We start from the raw sequence: 13496 nt of genomic DNA, 5'->3' as shown, positions 1-13496 counted from the left end.
TGCTGAAATGATCTTACTGACATTGAGATCGATTTGAAATGTCTTTTCAATTATTATTGAGTTATTTTTAAAATATCACTACCTTTGTAATAAATATTATTAGTTTGTGGAATTCTGTTACCCCATTGTCCCTCAGAAAGCATAAATATCTGTTTATCAGTTATTTTTACTTTTTGTATCGGGAAGTAAAACTTATCTCCAAACAAAAAGGCTTAGATTTCATAATCTAAGCCTAATATTTTAAACGTAGTGTACCAGTCTAATCAATGATGATTTTTAGAAAATTCACTGGTAAACTTATACCGTTGCCATAATTTTAATTTCAACAAGCTGTCCTGACAATGCAAGCCCGCTTACGCCAACCATTGTACTGGCTACAGTTTTAGGATTATCGTAAAATTCTGTTTTGAAATTTTTTCTTGCCTCAAATGCAGTCGCCATGTCCATTGCATAAATCACTTCTTCTACCACATTTTCCATCGTCATATCATATCTTGACAATAATTCTTTGATATTCGCATAAGTTTGCTTCATCTGCGCATCCATTCCTTCTGCCAGTTCACCTTTATCATTGTGACCCAATTGACCGGAAATCCATACGGTATTGCCTTTTTTTACCGCTTGTGCGTATCCGTAAATATCTTCCCAAGGCATTCCAAAGCCTTCTGCTGTTTTATTTTCCTGTGACATTTTTTTATATTTTAAATTAATAAGGCAAATGTAGAGCAGAAAGAAATCTTAGAAATTTAACTAGTTTAATAAAAATGCTTCCGACGAAAAAAAATGTCGAATATTTTCATATCCGACATTTTATAATTTTAAATGTATTGATTTATTTCTGCTTATTCGCTAAACGCTTCCTGATTGTACTTACAAACTCTTTTGAAACGCCAAGATAGGATGCAATATAATACTGCGCCACACGCTGTGGAATCGTTGGATAAACTCTTATAAATTCCAGATAACGGTCTGTTGCAGGTTGAGAAATAGTATTAACCAAGCGGTTTTGCAGTGTCACCACATACCTCTGCATCATTAGCCTGAAGGCTCTTTCAAACTTGGGAACTTTCTGCAATAACTCTTCCTTCGTTTCCGGATTCAGCATATAAATTTCTGTATCTTCCAAAGTTTCGATAAAAATCTTTGAGGGAGTTTTACTGTTAAACGAATCAATATCGGTAATCCACCAATCTTCAACAGCGAACAGAAGTGTTACTTCAAAACCGTTTTCATCAAGATAATACGTTCGCACACAACCCTCTTTTATAAAACCCTCGAACTGGCAAATCTCTCCTTCACGCAAAAGATGTGTTTTTTTCGGGAACTTCTGAAGTGTCAGCAAATCCTCATAAATTTTTTCCTCTTCAGGTGTTAAGCTAACGAACCGCGAAATGTTTTTAATGATATTTTGAAACATAAATTTATTTTACGGCTGCAAATTAGTAAAAAGTCTTTAAACATCGGCATTCAGAGATCTACTTCCCTATCGTGATGGCTAATTATTTTCACATCTTTATTCAGATTTTCACAAAAAAACTTTATTGACCCCATCGAACCAATTGTTTTTATATAGATTTTTTATAATAAGATGAAAAACAGAAAAGATTATCGTAAAATAAACATCAAAAAACTCCTGCAAAACGCAGGAGTTGAAAACTAAGTAGCAATAATAGCTATTTATTCTTTATTAGTTTTAAAGTTCCACTTTTACCGATGCTGGATTTCCACTGAACAACATAGGTACCTCCCAAAGAATTTTTGAGATCAATAGGTAACTTGTTTAGCCCGGCTTCTATATCTGTAGTGTATGCTCTAACTACTTTACCATTGATATCAACAACATTGATTGAAATTGTTTCTTTATCCTCGGCGGTATAGTAAAGCTCAGAGAATCCCATGCTTGGATTAGGTACCAATACTGTATTATCACTTTGAAGATTCCCATTTTTAGAAACCGGAGGACGGATACATATGTGACATAAGAACTTGGTAACCCTGATGGTATACTGGTTTGGTGCATTGCAATAAATATCTACTCCATATCCATATTTTCCGGGGTATGGATCATATACAATCATATTAGGATCTGAAATGGTTGTATGACTTCCCACTACAGTTGAAAGCGGATAGTATCCACTAAATAATGACGGACTTACCAAATCATTAAAAGTTACTTTAACGTAAGTAACCTGAGATGAAGTAACAAATGAAGGAAAAGCATAATCTTTAGAAGTTATACTATTAGGAGGAAACGAATTAAATTGTGGAGCAGTAGCCCCTGTTTTTATTTCAAGTGTAAGGGTAGTATTGGCATAAGCAATATTTCCCGGAACATAATCATCGTGTCTGGTAAAGGTAGCTTTGTAAGTTTCTACGGGACCAATAATTATTTGTGCCATGAATTGATTTTGGCAGACCAGCAAAAAAGCCAGCAATAGGATAATTTTTTTCATTTTATTCTGATTTTAAGTTATTGTTTTTATGATAGATCTATTCTGATTTTTTAATAATGTAAAATTGAAAGTTCTGAGCCGGATCGTAAAAGGACAATTAATAAGTGTGAAAGATTTCCTGATATCTGCTTATATTTATTTAACAACTGTAGATTTAATATCCCATATCCTTTTCCAATCCATAGGTATTTCCAAAATTAAATGTCTCAAAATTGAGACATTTATTGTATTTTTGTGGCATTGAAAAAATAATGAATACCCAACAAAAGATTATTGATACAGCGATATCCGTCTTCAATGAGGATTTTTCGGCAACATTTGAAGAGATTGCAGAACGCTGTAACCTTAACCGAAGAACATTGCACCGGTACTTTAAAAACCGAAACGAATTGTTAGAAGCCTGTAATTCAAATATGATGAAGGCCTGGGAAGAAGCGGCCATAAATGCTTTTAACAGCTCTACCAATCCTTTGATACAACTGGAAAACTTATTATACGCCGGTATTGACAGCGGAACAAAATATTCTTTTTTAATTAAGCTGAACGAAATAAAACCTGCTTATACCACTGAAATAAGTAAGGATTATTTAAAAACAAGGAACGATATATTCAATGCAATAGAAACTCTGCAAAAGGAACAATTAATAGACAGCGAACTGCCATTAGCATGGATAAGGATTCTGTTTACCAACGTTATCACGGCAACCATTACCGCATACAGATCGGGAGATATTGCACCTAATGAAATAAAAAAACTAGCCTGGAATTCATTCAGCAGAAGTATAGGCTTGGAATTAAATAAACAAAAATGATACATTCTTTTTTAATGATAGGCCAATCCAATATGGCCGGGCGCGGTTATGCAAAAGAAGTTCCGCTTATTTTTGATGAACATATTAAAATGTTGAGAAATGGCTTATGGCAGATCATGTCAGAACCCATTAATTTTGATCGTCTTAGTTCGGGTGTGGGGCTCGCTTCATCATTTGCCGCCTTCTGGAGACGGGATCATCAAGAGGATGAAATCGGATTGATTCCATGTGCTGATGGAGGAACCAGCCTTGATGACTGGGCCGTAGGAAATGCTCTGTTTGAGAATGCCGTTTCACAAGCCAGACTTGCCCAACGAACAAGTGAGATTAAAGGAATTTTATGGCATCAGGGCGAAAGTGACTGTTCTCCTGAAAAGGCAGATCAATATCAGGAAAAGTTCTCTAAGATTATTGATGCTTTGCGCCAGGAACTCAATATTCCTGGAGTTCCTCTTATCATTGGAGGATTGGGAGATTATTTACCCAACGGAATATTGGGTCAGTATTTCAAGTATTATTCTTTGGTCAACCGGAAACTTGAAGATTTTGCCCAATCTCATGAAAACTGTTATTTTGTTACCGCAAAAGGACTTACGCCTAATCCTGATGGCATTCATTTCAATGCGCATTCACAAAGATTACTAGGAATCAGATATTATTGTGCTTATCGTGACTTAAAACACCTTCTGAAGACCAACATTGATGAAAATGATATTTTGAATGAAATCTACAATCGTCCTTATACCAAAACAGAAAAAATCAAGCTTCTGGAGCACGAATTTGCACTTGGGAATATTGAAGGTAAGGATTATTTAATGCAAATAACAGCCATAGGACAAGAGTAAAAGAACACCCTGCTTATTTATTATTTCAGCATGTAATATATCAGCAAATCAACAGCAACCGATATTCACCATCGTTTTCTATGGGAGCCCTATGAACACATGGCAACGCCTGCTGCTCCGGATGATCTACAGCAATTCTCCATAGATGGCCTGCTCCTAAATTTACTGGTTGTGCATTAGGTTTAGGCTGATAGTGAAGATCAAAGAAATATTCTTTGAGGAAGTCTTCAAATTCTTCTTCGGGGCCGTTGTGCAGTTCTTTTAACTGTTCGCGGATTTCAGGAATCAAAATTTTCTGTTCCACCTGATCATTGGGAATGATATCACTTGCAGTTCCATGATAGGTACATAAAAAAGTATCTGTTCCGATAGGTGAACGGTCTACATGATATGAATATACATCTGTTGAAATGAAACCGAGTTCTTCATCCCGTTCATAACATTTAAGCAAATTAAGAACCGGAGATGCTCCAAAATCGGTCAATACCTGTAAATCATTTAAGATTATTTTTCTTGCAATATCTCCTTCTTCTGATAATTGCAATGCTAAAAGATCCTGAGCGGAAACTACAGTTATATCATCATTTAACTGAAGCTGAGCAACAATTTCTTTAAAATCCCCCATTAAATTCCGATGCCAGCAAATAGCATTCATAGCTCCCTGAAAATGGGTATTGACAAGTTCTGAGAAAGAAGATACCACATTTATTTGCTGATTGTCAGAAAATATATTGCTCATGTTTTGAAATAAACCGTTTAATTGTCTGCAAAAATACGGAATAGGTTGCTCAAATCGTCATTACAAAAAAAATCAGATATACTTTTAATATGGAAGTTTTTATTTGATATTCTTCTTTCCTCCTCATATTATATTTATTCCTAACTTCGAAGAAACTATCCCTCAACGAATTAACACCTCCAAAGCTATGCAAATTTCACCTTCCGCCAGCTTAGCTCCATACATAAAGAGTTACACCGTTATTACCATTGACAAGGATCTCAGGGATGAAGTATTTTATCCCAGCGGATATGTAGATCTGATCATCAATATTTCCGGTGGTGCCGCAGCAACCATTATCAATGGAAAAAGTAAAGATACTCCGGATATAGAACTTCTAGGGCATCTCACTCTTCCCACCCGGCTTACCGTTGCGCAAGGAACTTCTGTATTGATAGCACGGATTTATCCATATGCTTCTGCTTTATTCTTTTCTGATCCTTTGTCAGAATTCACAAACTATGCTACTGATATGTATGATGTGGCAAAAAGTGAAAACAGAGATTTGTATGATCGCATCATGCAGACTGGCAGTCTTCATGCAAAAATCAATGTTTTGGAGACATACTTTCTTCAACAGCTGAGAAAAAATGAAACCCGGATAAAGAAAGCCACAATACTTCAGGAACTCAGCCAGCAGTTTTTGATGAATCATCACATATTGGATCTTTCTGCTTTGGCTCAGGATTCAGGATTATCGGAACGATATATTCAAAAGCTTTATATGATGAATATGGGCATCAGTCCTTCTGCTTTTGCGGCTGTCATGAGATTTAACAAAAGTCTTCAAATGGTTCTCAACACTCCGGAATCACTTACAAATATAGCTTATGACTGCGGGTACTATGATCAGTCTCATTTTATCAAAGAGTTTAGGAAATTTACAGGCATCACTCCTTCTGCCTCGAGGCATTCACTGATTAAAAATGATATGGATCTTCAACAGGCTGTCAATATTGGTTTTTGATTTTATTTTGCAGGATGATTACTGCTGAACATGTCACGGTGCATCTTCCAACCCTCTTTTGTATTTTTCCAGATCACGATTACTTTCCCATCGTCCAGTTTTTTACCATCTAAATCTGTCATTTCGTAATAACTTTCTTCAGTAACCGATGTTTTACCATCTCCGTACAGGTTTTGAATCGTAAATTTAACATGCACCTTAGGACCTCCCTTAAAGAAATTGAATATCTGCTCTCTTCCGCAAACCGGTATCGCATTGGGCGGAAACAGACATGCATCATCTGTGTACCTTGTTAGAATTGATCCGTCATTTTTGTTCGCCAGATCAGCGTAGATTGCATTACTGGCTTCAATAGTTTTTCTTACTGTTTCCAAATCTGTAGTCTGAGCATTTGACCATGAGGTAAGCAGTAATAGTGTGCTTACAATAAGTACCTTTTTCATTTTAATTTTTTATACAAAGCAACTACTTCCTGCGGGCAAAAAATTGTAAAATAACGAACAAGTTTATTTTTTCAACTCAAAAGCATTTATAAAAAAACAGCATCCTCTTTTGGAGAACACTGCTTTATATATAAGGTTATTAATTTTCAGTTTTGTTTTTTTACTTCTTCAATATTTTTTCTGTTACTGTAGAAGATTTTGTTTTAAGTTTAATGTAATACACTCCTGTCTGAAGAGAAGATAATACTATTTGCTCCTGCATCAAATTCAAAGTTCCCTGTTTTATCAGTTGTCCTGCAGCACCAAAGATTTCATAAGAAACCAAAGGTTCTTTACTTCTGATTGTAAGTACATCCTGAACAGGATTCGGATATAATTGTATTCCTGCCTGAACAGCTGTTTCTTCTACCGACATCTGACTGCACGCCGATTTAGCATATTTTGTAAAAAATGACTGAGATTTTCCTCCTGCTACATTGACAGCCATTGTATTGACATTGTCATTAGAATCTGTAAACAATTGGTCATGGAAAAAGCCTCCCACAACATAATTACCATCTTTATCTGCAGCAACTGCCGTAAATTCATCTATCACATTAAAATTACTGCGGATTTCTCCTGTTCCCAAAACAGCTCCTGTATCTTTATTGAGTCTAACCAATAATGGATCTGATCTGTCTCCATCAGGTCGTGTCATTGTATAACTGCCCCAGATATCAGACCAGCTTCCTTTGGCAAAAGCGATTTCATTTCCATTAACAGCAAGGGTTCCTTTCGTAAAACGATATCCAAACTGAAGACCGGACATTCCTTCAGGAGTTCTTGCCCACTGTACCGAGCCAAGAGCATTAAGCTTCATGACAAACGGAACGGCTTCTACATAACTTCTTAAAGGGAAAGTATAACTCCCAAAAGTTGCAGGTACTGTTATCCCATTGAAATAACGCCCTGAAATGTAGATATCTGAAGTCGCAGGATCTTTTATGATGGAATGAATTTCATCATCCGTACTTGTAACACCATTATTAATTTCTCTTCTCCATACCTCCGCTCCGGTAGTTCCATCAAGAGCTAATAAATAAGCAGCTTTCGTAAAGGGTACATTATTATAGGAAAGGTCAAGCAGGGTACTAAACCCGGCATCCATTCTCTTTCCTGCAAGATAATAACGGTTCAGGCTTTCATCGTATACCAGATTTACTTTTCCCTCTCTTCCTACTGCATATACTGCATCTCCTGTAATAGGAAGAAACACAGGTGCCGCAGGTGTCATATTACCATTATCATAATTAAACTTAACTGCATAATACTGATAGGTTGAGGTAAATGTTGAAGGCACTGTAATTAAACCATTCAAATGAGTTCCCGCCCGGAATCCCATAACAGCATGAATGTTTTTGGAAGAATCCATATACATCATCTGGACATCACACATACGCGAGGAATAGTTAACATCCCCCTGCAAAGGCTTACTCCATGCCAATGTACCGTCTGAAGTATTATATTTCAAAAGAAATGCTGCTTTATGGGCAGGATCTATGGTTTGATCATAATGGGTATACAGAGGTAATGTATGAGTGTCATCAAAATGCACCGGAACGGCAGTAGGATCTCCTATATAAGAATTATTATAAATGGTAGCTATCATATATAACCCTCCATTATTATCCAGTTTAATATGCCATGCATTTTCTCCGTCTCCGGAACCTCCTATGGGTCTGGACCATCTTATATTCCCTTCACAATCGGCAGAGAACAGAAAAAGGTCACTAAGCCCATAATTGTTTACAGAGGTACCATTCAGGTTTTGTCCCTGCTCACGCATGGTTGCAAGATAATAAGTATTGTTGTTGTTATCCACTACAATATCCCTTATGGATTCATCAAATACATAATGAAACCCGGGATCAGCCGAGCCTGTTATTCCTCCGGCCTGTTTTCCCCATTGCCACTGATAAGTCTGGCTAAAAGATAATGCCGGCAGTATCAGAAGCAGTCCCCACAGTTTGTTTTTTAATTGTATCATAAAAATTCTTTTAGTTTTCACATACTATAAAAAAACAGTGCTCTCCGAAGAGAACACTGCTTTATAAGCTACTAATTTTTAATTAGTTTTCCTTGTAATGATGTGTCTCCCGTTTGTACAATGACAATGTAAACACCTTGCAGCCAGCTGCTAACTTCTACATCTACCTCTCCGGAAGCCGCTTTCAGTTCTTTACGGAATTTGATATTGCCCATGGCATCAAAAACTGTAATCTGTTTTGCAAGTAATTTTTCACTGCCCGTATTATACGAGATTTTCACTTTTTCCTTCGCAGGATTTGGTATCATTTTCAGAGAGGAAACTGAAGCAGCAATTACGCTTCTTCCAGCACTTCTCATACCCATCCAGTCTGGATCTGATGCTTTAGTAGTAAACTTACAGGTTTCATTTGAGAATAAGATCTCGTCTGTACCCTGGAAGTTTGAGTTTGGATAGAATGCCAACGGATTAGCGTTCATATCATACACTCCTCCTGCCGGAATAGTGATGATAGACGGAATATAACTTCCATATCCATTAAGACTCGAAACCGTAAGACTTATCGGCTGGCTTCCCATATTTTGAAGAACACCACTCACTTCGTAATGATCTCCAACCCACTTCATGCCTTTGATATTTGTCTCAAGCTTACAATCTGATTCAAATCCACATTCTTTACCCGGATAGTAATTCATCGTTCCGGAAGTAAATACACATCCTAAATGAGAGATCTGTAGCTGATATGTTCCCGGAGCACCAATATACAACGGATTAATGAAAGCATTGTTTCCGCTTTGGATACTGTTTCCGAACAGCTGCCAGTCATGATGATCAAAGATTCCTTTTGGTCCTAAAATATAATTCTTTCTAAGACATTCATCATAACATCCTGTAGGGAATACCCACATCAGACTCTCAAGACTTAACGGAACTTCTGTATAATTACTTACTTTACATCCGCTTGGCGCAGTATAAATAACCTGATAAGCACCTCCTTCATTTACTGTAATAGACTGACCAGTCATTCCATTACTCCAGTTGTAATCTCCTGCAGATGGTCCTGATGCTGTTAACTTAATTTTATAAGGCTGGCAGCTCACCAAACTGTAGGTTACCGTAACCGGTGATGGTGGAGGACTTACCGTAACGGTAAAGTTTTTAGAACTTGTACATCCTGATGCACCCGGAGTTCTTACTTCCAGCGTATAAACATAGGTCCCTGCAGGTAATGATCCTGTATCGAAAACGATCGGATATGGACCAGGGCTCCATGGAGCTGATGCCAATCCTCCGTTTTTCTTCCATTGGTATTCCAATGTGGTATCCGTTACAAGGCCGCTAAGAATTGTAGAAGATCCTTCACAGATATTAGCTTTTCCGGATATATTAACATATGGAGGATTTTTAAGCGTCACAGGTATTGCTTTCGTACTCATGATACTTGTTCTACATCCATCTGAAGATACCAGCACCGGCCAGTAGCTTCCTGATTGAGTTGGAGTGAAGACCGGAGAGTCTGGTGCTCCAAACACAGGCTGAGAACCATTCATCCAGATGTAATGACTTGGAGTTCCAAGAGTACTTGTAAACAAGATATTAGGAGCACTTCCTATACAGGCAACAAGAGCCGGAGGCGCCATGTTACCATCAAGAGTAGCTTCTTTCACACTAATATTAATGACAGCGGAAGTATATTCACATCCATTAGGAGTTTTAATTTTCAGCTGTATTGTTTTTGTTCCGCTCGTATTGTATGTTATAGTAGCATTCGGTCCTCCGGTTACATAAGATGTACCATCAAAGATCCAGGTATAAGTATTTCCTGGAACATATGATATAGGAGAGAATGTAATTGCCTCACGCACACAGATCCATGCCGGAACCAGGAAGCTGGTACTAGGAACCGGAGCCAATGTAATAGTCTGCGTAGTAGTACACGTTGGTTTTCCAGGTGCAGACATTGTCATTGTAAAGGTGTAAGTACCTGGCGCCAGATTGTTATAAGTAGCCGTCTGTCCTGTTTGATTTGGCTGACCCGGGCTGGAGAATGTGTAAGTGATAGATGCCGGATTGATTTCAAAGATAGTTGATGTATTGAAAAGAGTTACATTGTAACCTCCTCCATTACATACTGTACTTACATTGAATTTAGGCTCGTAGTTTTTTCTTACTTCTACCCCTTTGCTGTACCAGCATGTACCGTATCTTAAACGTACAAAAACAATATGCGCAGCAGGAAGATTCGTCTGATATACCGGTGTAGCTGTTCCCTGTCCGGAAGACAAAGTAAGTACACTATCTGATAGCCACTGAATCTCGTCAGGAGTTCCAATATAAGATAAACCGGTAACAGAAATTGTATTACAACCTGACCATTGTGGAACAAAACTGATCTGAGGGTCTGTTGTACAACCTGCACTGCTCGGACATAGCTGAGTGACATTAACATTCTGAGAAAAAACCACACAGTTATTAATATCTACCGCACGTACTTTATATGTTCCGAAAGCCCCTGCACCCGATATGGTATATGAGTTTGTATTAGCACCTGGTATAAGTGAATTATTTTTATACCATTGCCACGAACTAATATTCGTAAGACCTGTAGAACTGTTCGCCGTAAGAGTATACGGTGTCATTGTTGTCGGGTCACAAACAGTAACATTATATACCGGAGAAATGGTAATAATAGTCTCTGGGTAAATGGTGAAGTTTGCACTTGCTGTTGGGTTATAACTACATCCGTTAGTTCCTGTATACGTTACAGTAACCACCTGAGAAATATTACCTCCTGTATTATTCGAGATATACCCATTATTTGGGAAGCTGTAATTTCCGGAAGGATTGAAAGCTGTAGTATAAGTTGTTCCGTTAGCAAATGTGAAAGTAACATTTGTAGCCGTAGTAATCGTTCCCTGATTTACCGTGAAAGAAAGGTTTGAACCTAAACAAACTCCACCTACACTTGTAAAGTTGACTACCGGAAGCGGTATTAAAGATACTGGTATGGTGATAATTTTTGTTACCCCGCATTTTACAATTCTTAGATTCAGAGTTGTGCTGCTTGTAGAAGAGATCTCATTGAAGTTTACAGTAATATTAGCTGTACCCTGCCCTCCTATCACACTTCCGAAGTTGGAACTTCCAAATGTCCATTCCATAAATTCAGGAACAATTCCGTTCAGATTAGCACTGAAAGTCTGAGTACTACTCGGGCAGAAAGGCCCTGGATTAGGATTAATTGTAATAGAGTTAAGATCTAAAGGCGCTACATTGAACGTAGTTGGAGCCGAAAGACATCCTGCGCTGCTGATTGATTTATTCTGTGCAGACACCGTATATGATGAAGCTCCGGCGTTAAAGATCACCGTTACAGAAGAACCTGCATTACTTCCCTGAATTGTTCCGTTGGTAACACTCCAAACCGGAACCATTCCGGCATCAACAGGGCTGATCGTATATACGTAAGGTCTTCCCGAACATACTTTTGTTTCTCCGGAAATAGTACCTGTAGGCGCCTGCGGAATTGGTAATACCTTAATGATTCTTGCATTACTTTCACACCCTCCACCTTGTTTAGTAGCTGTAATAGTATAAGTACCAGCTGCTGTAAAAGTGTAGCTAAATGGCCCTGTCGTTACTCCAGACACAAAAGAAGATCCGCCAGTGGTAACTTTCCAGGTAACAGGCACATTAGGGTTAGTCGTAAACACCTGGCTTGTTCCTGCACAGATCTCATCCGTACCACCACTTACTTCTACCGGAGCTTCCACTACGATATCAATAGATGCCTGACCTTCACATGGTAATAAGGTATTGTGATAATTGGCTACAAGGTGGTAAGTACCAGGCTGAGTAGCAGAGAAAATAGCTTCGTTTCTCTGTTGAGTATAATACAACTGACCTCCTGCAGGGCCGCTTACATTCCATTGAACACTGGTTGTAGGCCATTGAGGAATTGAATACGTATATTGTTTACCTGCACATACTACCGCCTGTCCTTTCACTTTTGCATGCGCTAAAACTACAGGAATTTTGATAGTAGTCCACTCAGGACAAGCACATTCAGATAAGTACATTACATAACCGAAACCATCAAGCGGATCTACCTGATCCCACTTCACTTCGATTTCGCTTCCGTAATTATTCACAATAGATCCTCCAATGACTTTCCATTGTCCTTTATTACATCCGTCCTGTGCGCTGTATTTTTCAACACTGCCCTCACATACTACAGATGCACAGTTGATCTGTACAGGATCTGATTTCAATACCTTGATTTCCTTTTTGTAGGTATTCTTACAGCCGCACTTATTAGTTACAGTCAGGCGAACAGTAAAGGTACCAGGATTAGTATAGATATGAGAAGGTTCAAAAGCTGTGGAAGTAGAAGTTACCCCATCTCCAAACTCCCAGAAATAATTGATAATATCCGATCCTCCGTTTTGTTCGGAAAGGTTATCAAAATACACCGTGGTATTTTTACATACGGTATAATCCAGGTTTAACAATTCAAATTTAGCAATCGGTCTGTTGATTTTTTCAATACAGATAGTCTGGGTTTCAACAGTTCCGTCATTATATGTAATAACAGCTTGTAAAGAGCCATTACCTGCAGCTCCCCAGGTCACATACGCTGCTGTATTTCCTGGTCCTGAAGGTGTTAAAGTTCCTCCCGAAATAGTCCATTGTACATTAGAAACGTTCGGTCCCTGAACAAGATATTTGACAGGATCTAATGATTTCTCACAGACACGTAGACATTGGGAAGAATTGATGTAGGAAACAGCGACTCCGTTGTCAGGAATCTGGTCTTCTTTTTCGCCACGGAATTCCTGGCATCCGACCTGTTCAGTCCATGTAATTCGAGCTTGTGCTTGTAGTACCCAGGGCACCAAAAGCCAACATAGTAGCAGCCATCTAAAGATGTGCTCCCTACCAAAATAGGTGTTGTTTTTCATAGTTATTAAAAAGTGTTATTAATTTTTTGTCAAATTAATAAAAATAATAATACAAAAATCATTTAATAGTGAAAAAATAACATTATTTCACTATTGAATTCCAACGATATAGACAAATTCATGATTATATGTTATTTCACCTACATATTAGTTATACGAAAAATATATACACTTTCTTATGATCTGAGGATCCACAAGGCTTTTAGCAAAA

10 protein-coding genes are annotated in these 13496 nt (G+C 37.9%); 3 read left to right on the top strand and 7 right to left on the bottom strand.

The genetic code is table 11. The annotated features are described in order from the left end of the window. Window positions 1–297: 297 nt before the first annotated feature. From LC457_RS08400 to LC457_RS08390, 3 genes are all read right to left on the bottom strand, one after another. Window positions 298–690, bottom strand: coding sequence for a Rid family hydrolase (locus LC457_RS08400; protein WP_223599427.1), 393 nt, complete (start codon window positions 688–690; stop codon window positions 298–300). A 142-nt stretch (window positions 691–832) separates the two neighbouring features. Further along, window positions 833–1417: a Crp/Fnr family transcriptional regulator gene (locus LC457_RS08395; RefSeq protein WP_223599426.1), complete on the bottom strand. Its 585-nt coding sequence runs from the start codon at window positions 1415–1417 to the stop codon at window positions 833–835. Window positions 1418–1673: 256 nt separating this feature from the next. After that, entirely contained in the window at window positions 1674–2453 is a 780-nt protein-coding gene (locus tag LC457_RS08390) for a T9SS type A sorting domain-containing protein (RefSeq protein ID WP_223599425.1), read from the bottom strand. Window positions 2454–2704: 251 nt separating this feature from the next. Here LC457_RS08390 and LC457_RS08385 point away from each other — a divergent pair, with 251 nt between their 5' ends. Together LC457_RS08385 and LC457_RS08380 are read left to right on the top strand one after the other, a co-directional pair. After that, window positions 2705–3265, top strand: a complete 561-nt coding sequence (locus LC457_RS08385) for a TetR/AcrR family transcriptional regulator (RefSeq protein ID WP_223599424.1) — start codon at window positions 2705–2707, stop codon at window positions 3263–3265. Beyond that, complete coding sequence (locus tag LC457_RS08380) at window positions 3262–4110, top strand: sialate O-acetylesterase (RefSeq protein ID WP_223599423.1); 849 nt, start codon at window positions 3262–3264, stop codon at window positions 4108–4110. The genes LC457_RS08385 and LC457_RS08380 overlap by 4 nt, the downstream gene beginning before the upstream one ends. A 40-nt stretch (window positions 4111–4150) precedes the next feature. Here LC457_RS08380 and LC457_RS08375 read toward each other — a convergent pair whose 3' ends face one another. Next, a complete protein-coding gene (locus LC457_RS08375) occupies window positions 4151–4849 on the bottom strand; it encodes a DUF1826 domain-containing protein (protein ID WP_223599422.1) in 699 nt (232 codons plus the stop codon). 187 nt (window positions 4850–5036) lie between these two features. On the opposite strand from LC457_RS08375, the gene LC457_RS08370 reads away from it, so the two are divergent. Continuing rightward, complete coding sequence (locus LC457_RS08370) at window positions 5037–5855, top strand: helix-turn-helix transcriptional regulator (protein WP_223599421.1); 819 nt, start codon at window positions 5037–5039, stop codon at window positions 5853–5855. Window positions 5856–5857: 2 nt separating this feature from the next. Here LC457_RS08370 and LC457_RS08365 read toward each other — a convergent pair whose 3' ends face one another. The 3 genes from LC457_RS08365 to LC457_RS08355 form a co-directional block, all read right to left on the bottom strand. After that, window positions 5858–6298 carry a hypothetical protein gene (locus LC457_RS08365; RefSeq protein ID WP_223599420.1) on the bottom strand — a complete coding sequence of 147 codons (441 nt, stop codon included), beginning with the start codon at window positions 6296–6298 and terminating at the stop codon, window positions 5858–5860. 160 nt (window positions 6299–6458) lie between these two features. Next, window positions 6459–8324 carry a T9SS type A sorting domain-containing protein gene (locus tag LC457_RS08360; protein ID WP_223599419.1) on the bottom strand — a complete coding sequence of 622 codons (1866 nt, stop codon included), beginning with the start codon at window positions 8322–8324 and terminating at the stop codon, window positions 6459–6461. Between the two features lie 71 nt (window positions 8325–8395). Next, entirely contained in the window at window positions 8396–13285 is a 4890-nt protein-coding gene (locus tag LC457_RS08355) for a PKD domain-containing protein (protein ID WP_223599418.1), read from the bottom strand. Window positions 13286–13496 lie beyond the last annotated feature (211 nt).

Source organism: Chryseobacterium sp. GVT01B, from assembly GCF_019970045.1.
Classification (GTDB): domain Bacteria; phylum Bacteroidota; class Bacteroidia; order Flavobacteriales; family Weeksellaceae; genus Chryseobacterium.
This window is presented reverse-complemented; position numbering and strand designations above follow the sequence as displayed.

What these genes read in the sequence shown, in the direction of transcription:
- LC457_RS08400 (WP_223599427.1), bottom strand. Translation starts at nt 690, where the DNA reads ATGTCACAGGAAAATAAAACAGCAGAAGGCTTTGGAATGCCTTGGGAA.
- LC457_RS08395 (WP_223599426.1), bottom strand. Translation starts at nt 1,417, where the DNA reads ATGTTTCAAAATATCATTAAAAACATTTCGCGGTTCGTTAGCTTAACA.
- LC457_RS08390 (WP_223599425.1), bottom strand. Translation starts at nt 2,453, where the DNA reads ATGAAAAAAATTATCCTATTGCTGGCTTTTTTGCTGGTCTGCCAAAAT.
- LC457_RS08385 (WP_223599424.1), top strand. Translation starts at nt 2,705, where the DNA reads ATGAATACCCAACAAAAGATTATTGATACAGCGATATCCGTCTTCAAT.
- LC457_RS08380 (WP_223599423.1), top strand. Translation starts at nt 3,262, where the DNA reads ATGATACATTCTTTTTTAATGATAGGCCAATCCAATATGGCCGGGCGC.
- LC457_RS08375 (WP_223599422.1), bottom strand. Translation starts at nt 4,849, where the DNA reads ATGAGCAATATATTTTCTGACAATCAGCAAATAAATGTGGTATCTTCT.
- LC457_RS08370 (WP_223599421.1), top strand. Translation starts at nt 5,037, where the DNA reads ATGCAAATTTCACCTTCCGCCAGCTTAGCTCCATACATAAAGAGTTAC.
- LC457_RS08365 (WP_223599420.1), bottom strand. Translation starts at nt 6,298, where the DNA reads ATGAAAAAGGTACTTATTGTAAGCACACTATTACTGCTTACCTCATGG.
- LC457_RS08360 (WP_223599419.1), bottom strand. Translation starts at nt 8,324, where the DNA reads ATGATACAATTAAAAAACAAACTGTGGGGACTGCTTCTGATACTGCCG.
- LC457_RS08355 (WP_223599418.1), bottom strand. Translation starts at nt 13,285, where the DNA reads ATGAAAAACAACACCTATTTTGGTAGGGAGCACATCTTTAGATGGCTG.